The sequence below is a fragment of the Ectorhizobium quercum genome, from assembly GCF_026552795.1.
GTDB classification, from domain to species: Bacteria; Pseudomonadota; Alphaproteobacteria; order Rhizobiales; family Rhizobiaceae; genus Ectorhizobium; species Ectorhizobium quercum.
The window spans coordinates 790,953-805,853 of the sequence record NZ_JANFPI010000002.1; the positions used below are offsets into that span (position 1 = coordinate 790,953).

The 14,901-nt window shown below is 63.5% G+C and carries 11 protein-coding genes; 7 read left to right on the top strand and 4 right to left on the bottom strand.

Annotated elements, in window-relative coordinates; genetic code table 11:
* Nucleotides 1-6 precede the first annotated feature (6 nt).
* Nucleotides 7-1,608, bottom strand: a complete 1,602-nt coding sequence (locus NOF55_RS08380; RefSeq protein WP_306410889.1) for an ABC transporter substrate-binding protein — start codon at nt 1,606-1,608, stop codon at nt 7-9.
* Between the two features lie 304 nt (nt 1,609-1,912).
* On the opposite strand from NOF55_RS08380, the gene NOF55_RS08385 reads away from it, so the two are divergent.
* Both NOF55_RS08385 and NOF55_RS08390 read left to right on the top strand, forming a co-directional pair.
* Complete coding sequence (locus tag NOF55_RS08385; RefSeq protein WP_306410958.1) at nt 1,913-2,830, top strand: ABC transporter ATP-binding protein; 918 nt, start codon at nt 1,913-1,915, stop codon at nt 2,828-2,830.
* Nucleotides 2,827-3,867, top strand: coding sequence for an ABC transporter ATP-binding protein (locus tag NOF55_RS08390; protein ID WP_370868945.1), 1,041 nt, complete (start codon nt 2,827-2,829; stop codon nt 3,865-3,867). The genes NOF55_RS08385 and NOF55_RS08390 overlap by 4 nt, the downstream gene beginning before the upstream one ends.
* A 38-nt stretch (nt 3,868-3,905) precedes the next feature.
* Here NOF55_RS08390 and NOF55_RS08395 read toward each other — a convergent pair whose 3' ends face one another.
* A complete protein-coding gene (locus NOF55_RS08395; RefSeq protein ID WP_306410890.1) occupies nt 3,906-4,283 on the bottom strand; it encodes a RidA family protein in 378 nt (125 codons plus the stop codon).
* 93 nt (nt 4,284-4,376) lie between these two features.
* Between NOF55_RS08395 and NOF55_RS08400 the strand changes: the two genes are divergently transcribed.
* The 4 genes from NOF55_RS08400 (at nt 4,377) to NOF55_RS08415 (ending at nt 9,825) form a co-directional block, all read left to right on the top strand.
* A complete protein-coding gene (locus NOF55_RS08400; RefSeq protein ID WP_306410891.1) occupies nt 4,377-5,660 on the top strand; it encodes an NAD(P)/FAD-dependent oxidoreductase in 1,284 nt (427 codons plus the stop codon).
* Nucleotides 5,657-6,580: an NAD(P)-dependent oxidoreductase gene (locus NOF55_RS08405; protein ID WP_306410892.1), complete on the top strand. Its 924-nt coding sequence runs from the start codon at nt 5,657-5,659 to the stop codon at nt 6,578-6,580. The genes NOF55_RS08400 and NOF55_RS08405 overlap by 4 nt, the downstream gene beginning before the upstream one ends.
* Nucleotides 6,581-6,588: 8 nt before the next feature.
* The gene (locus tag NOF55_RS08410) at nt 6,589-8,622 is read left to right on the top strand and encodes an alpha/beta hydrolase domain-containing protein (RefSeq protein ID WP_306410893.1); all 2,034 of its coding nucleotides are present in this window, start codon (nt 6,589-6,591) and stop codon (nt 8,620-8,622) included.
* 84 nt (nt 8,623-8,706) lie between these two features.
* Nucleotides 8,707-9,825, top strand: coding sequence for a pyridoxal phosphate-dependent aminotransferase (locus tag NOF55_RS08415; RefSeq protein ID WP_370868946.1), 1,119 nt, complete (start codon nt 8,707-8,709; stop codon nt 9,823-9,825).
* A 196-nt stretch (nt 9,826-10,021) separates the two neighbouring features.
* On the opposite strand, the gene NOF55_RS08420 is transcribed toward NOF55_RS08415, so the two are convergent.
* A complete protein-coding gene (locus tag NOF55_RS08420) occupies nt 10,022-11,608 on the bottom strand; it encodes an ABC transporter substrate-binding protein (protein ID WP_306410895.1) in 1,587 nt (528 codons plus the stop codon).
* A 69-nt stretch (nt 11,609-11,677) separates the two neighbouring features.
* Entirely contained in the window at nt 11,678-12,799 is a 1,122-nt protein-coding gene (locus tag NOF55_RS08425; RefSeq protein ID WP_306410896.1) for a succinylglutamate desuccinylase/aspartoacylase family protein, read from the bottom strand.
* 114 nt (nt 12,800-12,913) lie between these two features.
* On the opposite strand from NOF55_RS08425, the gene NOF55_RS08430 reads away from it, so the two are divergent.
* Nucleotides 12,914-14,872, top strand: a complete 1,959-nt coding sequence (locus NOF55_RS08430; RefSeq protein ID WP_306410897.1) for an alpha/beta hydrolase domain-containing protein — start codon at nt 12,914-12,916, stop codon at nt 14,870-14,872.
* The last annotated feature ends 29 nt before the right edge of the window (nt 14,873-14,901 follow it).

Here is a 14,901-nt window from a genome sequence, read left to right on the forward strand (position 1 = left end):
CTTTCATCATCGCTTGATTTCGACGTTCTGGAACATGACCGTGCTGTCGGCCCGAACCGGGATGCTGACCGATGCGTTCATTGCCCAGGTCAGGAACGGCTGATGCAGATAAACGGCGTGGACATTGTCGCGGGCGATGGTCAGCCCTTCGCGATAAAGTTCGGTCCGCCTCTTCGCGTCGAGAGTTCCCACGAGTTCATCGACAATGGCATCGAATTGCGGGTTGGTCCACAGCGCCCAGTTCTGCTGTCCCCTGCCCTTGTCCTTGTCGCGGGTGGCCATGACCGCGACGAAAGTGTCCTGCACGTCACCGGAATTGCCGGCCGCGCCGATCAGGTGAAAACTGGAGTTCGGCCCGTTCGTCAGCATCTTGGCGAATTCGGGCCAGACCATAGCATTGACCTTCACGTCGATGCCGACGCGTGCCAGCATGGAGGAGACGGCCTTGCAGATCTCGTCGGTGTTGACGTAGCGCTCCAGGGGACAATTCAGCGTGGTCGAGAAACCGTCCGGATAGCCCGCCTCCGTCAGAAGCTTTTTTGACAGGTCGACGTCATAGTCCCAATGGCTGTCGAGGTCGGCCTGATAGCCGGAGAAACCCGGTGCCGAACCGGTGCCGATCACCTTGGCCTTGCCGCGCATGATGCGATCGACGATCAATTGCGCATTGATACCGTGCGCGATTGCCTGACGCACGCGCACGTCCTTGAAAGGATTCGACGGGAGCGGCTGCCCGGACTTGTCGTAGGTCGCCAGCGCCACGTTGCGGCTGCCGTCCATTTCCAGTTCCATGAACAGACGCTGCGGCCCGTCCACGACAGCCATGCCCGAGGTCTGCTCGACGCGCGGGATGTCCTGCAACGGCAGGTCGGTGATCATGTCCACCTCGCCGGAAAGCAGGGCAGCGACGCGCGTCGGCGCCGAGCCGATGGCCGTATAGACGGCATCGGTGACATTACCCTTGAAGGTGCCCCACCAGGCGTCGTTCTTCTTGAAGACCGTCTTCTGGCCGGGAACCTGATCGACCAGCAGCATCGGGCCGGTGCCGTTGGCGTGCCGGAGCGAATAGGCTTCCGTGCCCTCGGTCCCGAGGCTCGGAACCTCCGTCACCGCATGATCCGCCGCCCATTTTTGCGAGACGACGAAAAGCCGCGTCAGCTTGACCGGCAGGATCGGGTCCGGCCCCTTGGAAACGATATCGACCGTGGACGCATCCACGACCTTCGCGTCGGCGATGTTGCCGAACAGCGTCTTGTAAAGTGCGGCGGATGCCTGCCGCTTGACGGAGAAGGCCACGTCTTCCGCCGTCATGGCCGAGCCATCGTGGAATTTGACGTTCTGGCGCAATGTCAGGCGCCAGGTGTTGTCGCCGACCGCCTCCCATGCGGTCGCGAGGCCCGGCACCGTGCTCATGTCGGCGTCGAGTTCGACCAGGCTTTCATAGACCTGGCGGACGATGCTGGTGGTCACGAAATCGTTGGTCGAATGCGGATCGAAGGTCAGTGCCGCCGTGGTTCCCGCCAGTTTCAGGGTTTCCGCCATGACCGGCTGGACAAGGCCGATGGCCGCAGCCGTGGCGAGAAGGATGAGAGTTCCCCTTGGTTTCATTATTGTCTCCTTTAGTAGCGCGGCTATTTCTACATGAAACGATCATTTGATCAAGACACTTTACAACCGTGCCCGTTTCACGCAGAATGAAAATAATTAGCGGCAAAAAAACAGCGAAAATCGCGGCAGCTTTCCTGGCGGCACGCGATCGGGGAGCTTGAAGAGAATGATCATATCCCGGGACGCCAAGACCTCCGGCGAACCTCGAAACATCGCGCGGCCGGCTTTCGGCGATGCCGGCGCGCAGCAGGTTCCGGTTCTTTCCGTCAAGGGACTGAAGGTTGGGCTTCGCTATCCGGATCGCATGGTCCCCCTCGTCCACGGGATTTCCTTCGACATCCGCAAAGGAGAAGTGCTCGGCATCGTCGGCGAATCCGGCGCGGGCAAGTCGATGACCGGCACGGCCATAACCGGCCTGCTGGAGGGTGCACTGGTGCGCACCGGCGGGGAGATCAGCCTCAACGGCCGCCGGATCGATACACTTTCCGCACGGGAAATGGCGAAGATCCGGGGCGCCGAGATCGGCATGGTCTTCCAGGACCCGCTGACCTCGCTCAATCCGGTTTTTACCATCGGGCGGCAACTGATCGAAACCATCGTCCAGCATACCGAATTGCGCGGCGCGGCCGCCTTCGACGAAGCCGTCTCGCTGTTGCAGCAGGTGGGCATTCCCGCCGCCAGCGAGCGGATGGACAGCTATCCGCATGAGTTCTCCGGCGGCATGCGCCAGCGCGTCGTCATCGCCCTGGCGCTCGCCGGACGCCCGCAGCTGATCATCGCCGACGAGCCGACGACGGCGCTCGACGTTTCGATCCAGGCACAGATCATCATGCTGCTGAAGAAGCTTTGCCGCGAGCGGGGCACGGCGGTCATCCTAATCACGCACGACATGGGCGTGATCGCCACGACGGCGAACCGGGTGGCGGTCATGTATGCCGGCAGGATCGTGGAGAACGGCCCCGTCAGGGACGTGATCGACAACGCCAGGCATCCCTATACACGCGGATTGATGAAATCCATTCCGGAGATCGGGCACCGCCTGCGGCGCCTGCAGCAGATCGACGGAGCGATGCCACGTGCCGGAAACCTGCCGACCGGCTGCTCGTTCTGGCCACGCTGTCCCGTGGCGTTCGACCGCTGCCGCGTCGAGCGTCCGGAGCTTGCGGGCGCCGCCGATCACACCGCCGCCTGCTGGCTCGCAACGGACGGAATAGCGTCATGAAATCCTCCCTCGCCAGAAAGCACGATATGCAGTTCCAATCATCCCCGGCGCAGCAGGAGCCGCTCGTTACGGCGCGCGACCTTTCGATGCGTTTTCCGGTCAAATCCAGCTGGATCGACAGGCTGGTCAAGCGCCAGCCCCAGCGCTATCTCCACGCCGTCAATGCGGTGAACCTGTCGATTGCGGCCGGCAAGACGATGGCGCTGGTGGGCGAATCCGGTTGCGGAAAATCCACCGTGGCGCGCTGCGCCGCCGGCCTCTACACGCCGAGTTCCGGCGCGGTCATCTTCCGCGGCAAGAATATGACGGACATCGCCGCGAAATCCCTGCCCGAGCGGCGCGAGGTCCAGATGATCTTTCAGGATCCCTATGCCTCCCTCAATCCGCGCTGGCGCATCGGCCGTTCGATCGCCGATCCGATCAGGACCCTCGGGCTGGAGAAGAACGGGCGGGTCATCCGCGACATGGTGGCCGAATTGCTGACGACTGTCGGCCTTTCACCGGCCGATGCCGAAAAATTTCCGCACGAGTTCTCGGGCGGCCAGCGCCAGCGCGTCGCCATCGCGCGGGCCCTGTCGTCGCGGCCGAGCTTCATCATCTGCGACGAGCCGACCTCGGCGCTCGACGTGTCCGTGCAGGCGCAGATCCTCAACAAGATGAAGGACCTGCAGGACCAGTTCGGCCTGACCTACCTGTTCATCAGCCACGATCTCGGCGTCGTCGACCACATGTCCGACGTCATCGGCGTGATGTATCTCGGCAATCTGGTCGAGGTCGCGGATCGCGAGACGCTTTTCGAAAAGCCGATGCACCCCTATACGCGCCTGCTTCTCGGCGCCGTGCCGCGCGTCAGCGTGGGAGAGACGGAACTGCAACCGCCGCTCGGCGAATTGCCGAACCCGATGAACCCGCCTTCGGGCTGCGCCTTCCGCACGCGCTGTCCCTTCGCGACGTCGACCTGCGCGGAAAGCAAGCCGGAAATGCGCCGGATCGGTGAAACGCAGGTCGCCTGTCACCGGGCCGAGGACATCAACTGAAAGGAGATGCGGGCGACCCCGGGCCGCCCGCGACAAGGTCAATGCTTGAGCGCAACCGCCTCGATTTCAACCTTGATGTCGTCGTTGACGAAGCCGCAGACGACCGTGGTGTTGGTCGGGCGTATCTCGCCGAAGGTTTCGCCGAGCACTTCGGAAATCGCCATGATGTCCTCGCGGCGCGCGGCGTAGATGCGAAGGCTGACGATGTCCGCAAGGGCGGCATCCGCCTGCGACAGCGCGTCGGCGACGATCTCGACGGCCTTGCGGGTCTGGGCGGCGGCATCGTCGGGATCGGTTTCGCCTTTGATGTAACCGGCGGTGCCGGAAACGAAAACCCAGTCGCCCTGGACGACGGCGCGCGAATAGCCGGCAATTTTTTCAAACGGAGAGCCTGAGGAAATGAGGCGGCGCGACATGATGACTCCTTGTATGTTTATATTTGATCAATTGATCGTATCCCATTATCTTTCGAACTGGCAAGGCGCGATTCCCGCCTGAAGGAAAGTTCTATGCAGATTGAAGGACAGAAAACACTCTGGACCATGACGGGCAATCCGGCGCCGGATTTCCGGCAATCCGCGGTTCCCGCCCGGGCCGACGCGGTCGTCATCGGTGCGGGTTTCACCGGGCTGACCGCCGCCCTCGCGCTTGCCAGGGCCGGAAAGAAGGTCGTCGTTCTCGAAGGCACCTCGATAGGCGCGGGCGCAAGCGGCACGAATGCCGGCTTCGTCGTGCCGAATTTCGCCAAGGCGGACCCCGCCACCGTGTACCAGAAGCTTCCCCGCGAAAAGGCCGAGGCCCTGCTGAAACTCGTGGGCGAAGGCGCGGATGCCGTGTTCTCCACCATCCGCGAGGAAAACATCGCCTGCGACGCCAGCCAGGTCGGCTGGCTGCAACCGGCCTACGGCACCGCAACCGCCGACCTTCTGCGCCAGCGCGCCGCCGACTGGCAGGCGCTCGGCAGGCCCGTGCGCTTTCTCTCCCCCGCCGAAATCGAGCAGCAGACCAGTCTTTCGATCTATTCCGGCGGCCTGCTGGACGAGTCCGGCGGCACGATCCATCCGCTGAACTACGCACTCGGCCTGGCGAACGCGGTCATCCGCCACGGCGGCGTCATCCGCGAAGGGGCCGAGGTCCGAAACATCGGCAAGGCCGGTGCCGACTGGACCGTTTCCTTCAGCGGCGGCGAGGTCAGGGCGGGCACCGTGCTCCTCTGCACGAATGCCTATACCTCCGGCGCCGCCGGCCGAATGGGGCGGACTGTCGTGCCGCTGCGCGTCTATCAGGTCGCGACGCGGCCCCTGCCGCCGGAAACGGTGGAGCGCATCTCGCCGCAGCGCCGCCCCGTTGGCGACACGCGCTCCAACCTCTTCACCTACCGGCTCGACCGCGACAACCGGCTGATCAGCGGCGGCATGGCGATCGTTCCGCTCGGCGCCTTCGAGCGGATCGGCAAGGCTGTCGTGGACCGCCTCGTTTCGGAACTGAAGCTCGAACGGCATCCGGGCGTCGAAGTCGTATGGACGGGCGTGGCGGCGATGACGCCGGATTTCCTGCCACGCATCCATGAATTCGGCGAGGGATTTTACGGTGGCATCGGCTGCAATGGCCGCGGCATCGCCATGACGGCCCAACTGGGCCGCGTGCTGGCGCGGGCGGCGCTCGGCGAGCCGCCCGGCGACCTGCCGGTTCCGATGGTGAAGGCGCGGACGCTGCCGTTCCATTCCTTCACGCCGATCGTCGTTTCGGCAGCTCTGGCGCATGCCCGCTTCACGGACTGGATGACACGATGAACGAGAACGGAAACAGGATCGGATTTGCCGGCACCGGCAAGATAGGGCTGCCGATCTGCCTGCGCCTTCGCGCAGCGGGCCATACGGTCACCATCCTCCCCTCGCCGCGCGCACGGGGCGTGCTGGCAGACGAACTGGCGGCGGCGGGCTGCGCGGTTGCCCGCACCGGCGCGGCGCTAGCCGCCCGGACCGACATTCTCATCACCTGCCTGCCCTCTTCGGCGGAGGTGGAAACGGTTCTGACCGGCGAGACCGGTTTCTTTTCCGGCCTTTCCGGGCGGCAGGGCATCCTTCACATCGATCACACCAGCGGCGATCCCGACATTTCCCGCAGGCTCGCCGGCGAATGGCGGGCGCTTGGCGGGGCGTTCGTCGATGCGGCGATTTCCGGCACGCCGGATCTCGCCCGCAGCGGCACGCTGAAACTGCTGTGCGGCGGCACGCCGGAGCTGCTGGAACGCATGCAGGCCATTTCGAAAGCCTATGCGAGCGAGGTCATCCCCGCCGGCGAAACCGGAAGCGGCCACATGCTGCGCCTGATCGGCGGCCTGATGGGCTACGGCATGGCCATGCTGTCGAGCGAAGCCTTCCTGCTCTGCGCGGCAGCCGGCATCGCACCCGGCAGGCTCAAGGCCATGATCACCGGCACGGGCGCGGACAGCCGGACGTTCCAGGCCATGTCCGCCGCGGAGATCGAAGGGCCGAACAGCGCGGCACGCCGCAAACTGTCGCTTGCGACGGTTGCCAAGGATCTCGATGCCTTGACGGCCCAGGCCCGGCAGCTTGGCTGCGGGATTCCCGTGGCGGAAACCATCGCCGGCCGCGTTGCGCAGGCGGCGGCACAAGGCGGTGCGGAGGCGGCGATCAGCGATCTCACCCTCTGCCTCAAGGCAATTCCGGCAGACGCCGCGCAAGAATGAGGAGCATCATGACCACCCCGCCCCGCATCAAGATCACCGACCTGACGCAAACGGATTTCGCAAACGGCGTTTCGTTTGGAGACACCGGCGTCTATGAAACGCTGTCAGGAAAAGCCGAGATTTCCGTCGACCCCGCCGATCCTTCTGTTTCGCATGCCTACGATATGGCGCTGGCCGGGCGTGACGATGACGGCCACGTCAGCGCGCAGACGGACATCTGGATCCTGCGCCCCAAGGATCCGGCAAAGGCCAACGGCACGATCCTTTTCGAATTCGTCAACCGCGGCAACAAGCGCTGCCTGCAATTCTTCAACAACGGCGCGCCGACCAACCGCCCGTCCTCCGCCGCCGACGCCGGCAACGGCTTCCTGATGCGGCAGGGTTACACGGTCGTCATCGCCGCATGGCAGGGCGACGTCCTGCCGGGCGACGGCCGCATGACCATCAAGGTGCCCGAAGCCACCGGAAACGGAACGCCGCTTTCCGCCCGCATCAAGGTCGAGTTCATCTGCGATACGCCCGGCGTGACCTGCCTGCCGCTCTCCGGCAAGACAGGTACCTACAGCTATCCGGCGCGGTCGCTCGATCCCGCCGCCGCACGGCTGCAAAGACGCCGCTATCCCCATGCGCAGCCGGAAACCCTCGGTTCGGATCGTTGGTCCTTCACGCAGGTTCTCGGCAATGGCGGTGGCCTGGCGCGCGGCGACGTGCAGGGCGGCGAGCAGGCGTTAATACCGTCCGCCTCGCATATCCACCTGCCGGAAGGTTTCCGGCCGGGCTGGATCTACGAACTGACCTATGAGGCGACGCGGCCGCTCGTGTTCGACATGGGCTTCATCGCCGTGCGGGAGCTGATCGCCTTTTTCAAGAACGACCGCAGCCCGGCCAATCCGCTCGCTGCCGGCGGCACGTTGCCGAAATTCGCCATCGCATGGGGACGCTCCCAGTCCGGACGCTGCATCCGCGACTTCATCTACCGCGGCTTCAATGCGGATTACGCGGGGCGGCGCGTTTTCGACGGCATGCTTCCGCATATTTCCGGTGCCGGCAAAACGATGCTCAACCGCTTCGCCAACCTCGTCGTGGCGGCCTCGCGGCAATATGAGGACAATCTCAATCCGGCCGATCGCTTCCCGTTCTCCTATGCGATGAGCCGCGATCACATCAGCGGCCGCAAGGACGCCATCCTCAAACGGCCGGAGACCGATCCGCTGGTGATCCACACGCAGACGGCTTCCGAATACTGGCACCGGCGCGGATCGCTGGTGCATACGGACAGCCGGGGCAACGACCTCGAACTGCCGGAAACCGTCCGCTACTACTACTGGGCCAGCTCGCAGCACTGGTCCGATCCCACGCCGGCAAAGCCGCCGCTTGGCATCTGCACCAACCATCAGAACATCGTCTCGACGGTGGCCTTCTTCCGCGGCACACTGCTCCTGATGCAGAAGTGGCTGGAAGGCGAAGCACCGCCGCCGAGCCGCTATCCGAAGAAGGCCGACGGGACGCTGGTAAGCTTCGAGGAATGGCGGGCGGCGTTTCCCGCCATTCCCGGCACTCTGCTTCCAAGGGAGCCCAATCTTCTGCCCGCTGTCGACTACGGACCGGGCTTCGACGAGGGCGCGCCCGCCCCGGCCGATCCCGCCGTCGATGCGAACAGGCACTATGCCGTTCTGGTGCCAGCCACCGATGCCGATGGAAACGATCGCGCCGGCCTTCTCGCGCCAATGGTTCAGGTGCCGCTCGGAACCTACACGGGCTGGAACCTGCGCGGCCGGGGCCACGGCTACGGTGCGCTGCACGATTTCTCCGGCAGCTATATCCCCTTCCCCGTGAGCGCTGAGGAACGAGCGCTGACCGGCGATCCCCGGCCGGCGATCCTGGAACGGTTCGATACCCCGCAAGACTATTCGGACGCCATCCGCCGCGCCGCGGAGACACTGTGCGCCGAAGGCTTCTACCACCCTGACGATATCGAATTCGCAACAGCCATGACGCTCGGTTTCGGGGCGGTCAACCATCTCCACGATCTCTCGACCTGACCGCCGGGAACGGCCTCTACAAGAAAGACAGTCATGAAGTACCTAGCCAAGAGAATTACAGGAAGTTCGAAAAAATCCTTCGGCATGTACGCCCGGGCCGCGGCGTTGCACGATACCGGCCGCGATCTCATCCACATGGAACTCGGCAGCCCGCATGCCGACACGCCAAACGGCATCAAGCAGGCGACCATCCGGGCCCTGCTCGCCGGCGACGTGCATTATTCGCATTTCCAGGGCATACCCAAGCTGCGCAAGGCGCTGGCGGAGAAGCTCTCGGCCAGGAACGGCCTCGACTACACGCCCGACGAGATCGTCGTCACCAACGGCCTGACCCATGCCTCGTTCGCTGCCTTCATGGCGCTGCTCGATCCGGGCGATGAGGTGATCCTGCTCGAACCCTATTATCCGCAGCATGTCGGCAAGATCGAACTCGCCGGCGCCAAGCCGGTTTTCGCCAGGCTGGATGCGGCCAACCGCTTCTCGATCAATCCGGCGCTGATCGAGGAAAAGATCACGCCGAAGACGAAGATGATCGCGCTGATCAACCCCTGCAACCCGACGGGCCGCGTCTATAGCCGCGAGGAACTACAGGGGCTTGCCGATCTCGCGATCAAGCACGATCTGCTGATCGCCTCCGACGAGGTGTACGAGGAAATCCTCTTCGACAATGCGAAGCACATTTCCATCGCCTCGCTGCCGGGCATGCGCGAACGCACGATCTCGATGTTCGCCTTCACCAAGAGCTTTGCGATGGACGGCTGGCGGATCGGCTACCTGACGGCGCCGTCGAACCTCATCGAGGGCATCCTGAAGATCACCACCAACGACGTCACCCACGTCAATACCTTCATCCAGGAGGGCGCCTATGCGGCAGTGACCGGGCCTTCGGACGTGCTTCATGACCTCGTGGAGGAGGACAGGATCAAGCGCGACATCGTCGTCAGCCGCCTCAACCAGATGCCGGGCGTTACCTGTGACTGGCCGGAAGGCACCATCTACGCATTCCCGAATGTCGCCGCTCTCGGCATCCCGGCCCAGTCGCTGGCCGAAACCATCCTGGACAAGGCCGATGTCGTTGTCGAGGCGGGCAGTTTCTACGGTTCGACCGGCGAGGGACATCTGCGCGTCTGCTTCGGCTCCCAGTCGACCGAACGCGTAACGGAAGCGATGAACAGGCTACAGCGCTTCTTCGGCTCGTTGTAACAGTTCCCCCCTGGAGCGAACCTCTTGCACCCGCCATCCCATCCGGATGGCGGGCTTTTTCATGCCTGCCGTGATTTCAGTAAAGCACCTAAAGCCATTTGCACGCACTCTGCCGTGGGAAGACGGGAAGCCTCTTCGAAAAAAGAGAGGCGGCGGATCACGATCCGCCGCCTCTCATCCACCGCGCCGCTTCTTCTCAGTTGACCTTCAGATCCTTCAGCAGAAGGGTCGAATCGGGCCGCATCACGCCCTCTATGTTCTCCTTGGCGCTCCAGACGAGGAAGGGCTGGTGCAGGAAAACGGCGTAGACCTGCTCCTTGCCGATTTCGATGCCCTTCCTGTAAAGTTCCTGCCGCTCGGCCGGATCGAAGGTGATCCGGATCTCACGGGCGACCTTGTCCAGATCCTCGTTATGCCAGAGTGCCCAGTTGAAGAAGCCTTCGCCGGCTTCGGGATTGCGGGTCATCATCAAAGACGTGAAGGCGTCCTGGGTATCCCAGCTGCTCGCCACCCCGATCAGATGGAAACTCGAACTCGGGCCATTGACCAGCAGTTTGGCGAATTCCGGCCAGACATAGGTTTTCAGCCGGACATCGATGCCGATGCGCGCGAGCATCGAGACCGCCGCCTTGCAAATGTCTTCGGCATTCGCATAGCGTTCCGACGGGCAGTTGAGCTGGGCGGCGAAACCATCGGGATAGCCGGCCTCGGCGAGCAGCGCCTTGGCCCTTTCCACATCGGTGGGCCAGCGCTTGTCAAGATCTTCCTGATAGCCGCCGAAACCGGGAATGGAGGGTATTCCGACAACCCGGGCATTGCCGCGCATGATGCGGCTGACGATCACATCGGCGTCGATCGCCTGGGCGATCGCCTGGCGCACCCTGACATCCTTGAACGGATTGGCGTTCAGCGGATTGCCCTGCTTGTCCCAGACATCGAGGGCGACATCGCGGCTGCCATCCATTTCGAACTGCATCCACAGAAGCTGGGGCGCCTTGTTGATCTGGAGTTGGGGCGTTGCCTCGATGCGTTCGATATCCTGATAGGGAACATCGGAAATCAGGTCCACCTCGCCGGACAGCAGCGCGGAAACGCGAGTGGGCGTGGAGGTGATCGGTACATAGGTCGCCTCCGTCACATTGCCGCTTGCCTCGCCCCAATAATCGTCGAACCGCTCGAAAACGGTCCTCACATTCGGGTCGTGCTGCTTCAGCCGCATGGCGCCCGTGCCGTTCTCATGCCGCAGAGAATAGGCCTCGGTTCCGGTCGCACCGAGGCTCGGAATGGCCTCGAGGCCATTGGCTAAGGACCAGGCTTTGGACATGATGAACATGCGCACCATCTTGTCCGGCAGAATCGGATCCGGCTGCTTGCTGGTCACGTCGACGGTCGTCGCGTCGACGGCCACGGCCTTCTCGATCTGGCCGAAATACGCGGCATAATAGCCGCTATCCTTCGAGCGCATGATGGAGAAGACCACATCCTCGGCGGTCATCAGGCTCCCATCATGGAACTTCACGCCTTCGCGGATCTTGAAGGTCCAGGTGAGGTCGTCCTTCTTCGTCCAGGAAACGGCGAGCCCCGGGGCGGGCTTCATATCCGGCGTCAAGGCGACGAGACTGTCGTAAACCTGTCGGAACAGCGCCGTCGTGGTGAAGTCGTTGGTACCGTGCGGATCGAAGGTCAGCGGTGAAACCGGCCCTGCGAACCGGAGCGCCTCCGCGTTCGCACCACCAGCTAGCAACGAGATTGCAAGCGCCGTACAGGCAAGAAATCGTTTCATGTGTTCATTCCCCTTTTTTGGTTCCGGACATACGTCCGCAGTCTGAAAGCGAATGGAGCGGCCCCCTTGTCAGTAGTGCTTCGGGTCCGGGAGCGGGTCCTTGCCGGCCACCTTGCCGACGACATCGTCGGCCTGGGCGACGACCGCATGGCGGCAGGCGAACAACAGGCCGGCAGTCGCGCTGCGGATCGGGTGACGCACGGCATCGATCTCGCGGACGAAGGGCTGGACGACCTCGGCAATCACCTCGCCCTTTTCGATGAATTCGCCGAGACGGCGCTTGTAGACGACGATCCCCGGCACCGGCGTGCGGATGAACTCAACGCCTTCGAAACGGATTGCCTCCACCAGAGGCCTTGCGGGCGGGACGCTTCCCGCCACGCAGCCGTTCGCGGTGAGCAGGGCGAACAGGTTGCCTGCGTCGGCCTTCGCCTGCGCGTCGTCGACATGGCCCGACCCGCGCAGTTCCAGCGTGACGCTCAGACAGGCCTGCGGGATGGGAATGCCCGCTCCGAAATGCCTGGCGAGATCCGCCCACGGACGACTGCACGCCGTATCGAAAAGCGGCGGGTAATCCGCATAAAAGATCAGCTGCGGATCGAGATGTCCGGCCAGCCTGTCCTTGAAGGGCAGCGTCCAGGGCGCCAGAACCGCAGCGAAGATCGCATCCTCCTCGGCATGCATGTCGAAGACGTAATCGGCATCGCAGGCGAGCCCGAGTAGCGTGAGGCGCAGGTCGTCAAGCTCTGTCTTCGGCACGCGCGATGCGATCACATCCTTCATCGCCTTGCGGATGAAAGCGACGTTTCTGTCGGCATCCTGCGTCAGGGCTCCCTCAAGCTGCGGCGCGGTAACGGCCGCCAGATCCAGAAAACCGCGGTTGAAATTGGCACCGGACGCCAGCGAATGACGTCCCAGATGCACGCCCAGAACGGTATCGCCGAGGCCGATCGGATTAGCGGCCGGAACGACGATAATCTCGCCGGCGATCCGCGAGGCGGCATCCGCCTCCTTCAGCATCGGCAGCAGGTGATGGGCGATGACCATGCCCGGCGTCTCCGCCGCGTGAAGCCCCGCCTGGATATAGACCTTGGGGCGGGCGCCCCGCTCACCGAAACGATGAACCGTAAGGCTGCGTTCGACGCCGGCATTGGAAGCCTTCAGAACGATTTGCTCGGCAAGATAAGTCATGGAGGAACTCGATTTTATATTGATGTTGTGATCAAATGATCTATTAATCTTTCCTATTGTCAATAGTCATCGCGTCCCGCGCCCCGCAATTTTGAATTCGTCGAGATTGTCCCCATGTCCTCATCTGCCCGCCCCCTCATCTCGTTTCAGGAAACGAAGCGCATCTCGCCCGCCTATGACGGGCGGGAATTTGGAACCGCCGGGCCGTATGAATGGGTTTTCGGCACACTCAATTGCGAGATCGATCCGGACAGTCCGCGCAACAGGGACATTGCCCTTCTCGATCTGGCACCGCGAAACGCAGGCGGCTTCGTCGAATACGAAACCGAAATCGAGATTCTGAAACCGGTCGACGAGAGCAGAGGCAACGGGTGGCTTCTCTACGATGTGCTGAACCGCGGCACGAAGCGGGCAATCCAGCGCATCAACACGGGGCCGGCGACCAACATGCCGTTCGCAAATGAGCATCTCGGAACCGCCTATCTTCTGGAGAGGGGCTTTACCGTCGTCTGGAGTTCATGGCAGGGCGACGTCCCGGCTGGCGCCGGACGGATGCTGGCGAAGCTGCCGGTCGCGGCAAGGCCCGATGGGCCCTACACGGGCGCCTCCCGTGAGGAGTTCATCAAGGATGCTCGCGCGGCCATCCGCGAGGATACCATCGAAGAGGTTTCGGACAGCCTCTTCCGCTATCGCCTTGCCTATCCCGCCGCCGATATCGCCGACGCCTCCGCCAGCCTGACGGTGCGCCAGAACGAGGCCGATCCGCGCCAGACTCCGGCCGACCTGACCTGGCGCTATCTCGACGAAACCACGATCGAGATCGAGCATCCGGCAAACTTCGTCTTCGACCGCGGCGCGATCTACGAATTCATCTACACGGCCAGGAACCCGGTGGTGATGGGGCTGGGGTTCAGCGCCGTGCGCGATACGCTGTCGTTCCTGCGCTACGGCGGGGCGGACGGCACGCCGCATCCCCTCAAGGCGTCCTATCGCAAGGCGCTGGGCTTCGGCCTCTCGCAAAGCGGTCGTTTCCTGCGCGACTTTCTCCACCGCGGCTTCAACGCCGATCTTGCCGGCCGTCCCGTTTTCGACGCCGTGATGCCGCTCATCGCCGGGTCCCGCAAGATCTTCCTGAACGAGCCCTTCAGCCAGCCGGGCCGGTTTTCGCGCCAGCACGAGGATCACACGTTTCCCGGCGACCAGTTTCCCTTCGGCTATGCAGACCAGTTCGATCCCGTCAGCGGCAGGACGGACGGTATCCTGAACCGTCCGGTTGCGGACGGCGTTTGCCCGAAGATCATGCATGTCGACACCGACTCGGAGTACATGTCCGCGCGCTCGTCGCTGGTCACGACGGATGCCGAAGGAAACGACGTCGCCCTGCCGGACAATGTCAGGCTCTACCTCGCCTCCAGCGTGGCGCATGGCGATTACGCCCTGCCGCCGGAAATCGCCTCGGCGAAAGGAAACACCCTGACATACGGGACGCTGACGCGGGCGCTGATCGATGCGCTGGTCGAGTGGATCGAAAACGGCACACTCCCGCCGTCAAGTGTCTACCCGACCCGCGCGGCAGGGACGCTGGTCGATCCGGAGATCGCGGCACAGGCCTTCCCCAAGATCGGCAATGCCGAATTTCCGGCCCATATCAACGCACTCCGGCTGACGGATCATACCTCCATGCCGCCCGCGACAGGCCAGCAGTACCGGGTAGGCATCAGCGCAATCGATAGCGACGGGAACAGCATCGGCGGCGTCCCCCATCCGCTGCTCATCGCCCCGGCGGGAACCCATACCGGCTGGCAGATACGCAAGGCCGGCTATGCCCAGGGCGAACTCTTCAATGTCTTCGGTTCCTACTGGCCCTTCGCGGCGACGCGCGCCGACCGCCTGCGGGACAACGATTCCCGCCCGTCGCTGGAAGAGCGCTATGGCAGCGAGCAGGCCTGGCGCGACGCCCTGGCCGAGGGACTGGCAGGGCTGGCCGACGAAGGCTTCCTGCTGGAGGAAGACAAGGCACGCATACTGGAACGCGCCGAAGCCGGCTACTTCACGACATTCAACTTCATCTGATATTGCCGACCGCTGTCCGTTCACATCGG

Excerpts from the sequence above, each read along its gene's own strand:
- NOF55_RS08420 (WP_306410895.1), bottom strand. The coding sequence starts at position 11,608 with ATGAAACGATTTCTTGCCTGTACGGCGCTTGCAATCTCGTTGCTAGCT.
- NOF55_RS08385 (WP_306410958.1), top strand. The coding sequence starts at position 1,913 with ATGGTCCCCCTCGTCCACGGGATTTCCTTCGACATCCGCAAAGGAGAA.
- NOF55_RS08395 (WP_306410890.1), bottom strand. The coding sequence starts at position 4,283 with ATGTCGCGCCGCCTCATTTCCTCAGGCTCTCCGTTTGAAAAAATTGCC.
- NOF55_RS08400 (WP_306410891.1), top strand. The coding sequence starts at position 4,377 with ATGCAGATTGAAGGACAGAAAACACTCTGGACCATGACGGGCAATCCG.
- NOF55_RS08425 (WP_306410896.1), bottom strand. The coding sequence starts at position 12,799 with ATGACTTATCTTGCCGAGCAAATCGTTCTGAAGGCTTCCAATGCCGGC.
- NOF55_RS08380 (WP_306410889.1), bottom strand. The coding sequence starts at position 1,608 with ATGAAACCAAGGGGAACTCTCATCCTTCTCGCCACGGCTGCGGCCATC.
- NOF55_RS08410 (WP_306410893.1), top strand. The coding sequence starts at position 6,589 with ATGACCACCCCGCCCCGCATCAAGATCACCGACCTGACGCAAACGGAT.
- NOF55_RS08415 (WP_370868946.1), top strand. The coding sequence starts at position 8,707 with ATGTACGCCCGGGCCGCGGCGTTGCACGATACCGGCCGCGATCTCATC.
- NOF55_RS08390 (WP_370868945.1), top strand. The coding sequence starts at position 2,827 with ATGAAATCCTCCCTCGCCAGAAAGCACGATATGCAGTTCCAATCATCC.
- NOF55_RS08430 (WP_306410897.1), top strand. The coding sequence starts at position 12,914 with ATGTCCTCATCTGCCCGCCCCCTCATCTCGTTTCAGGAAACGAAGCGC.
- NOF55_RS08405 (WP_306410892.1), top strand. The coding sequence starts at position 5,657 with ATGAACGAGAACGGAAACAGGATCGGATTTGCCGGCACCGGCAAGATA.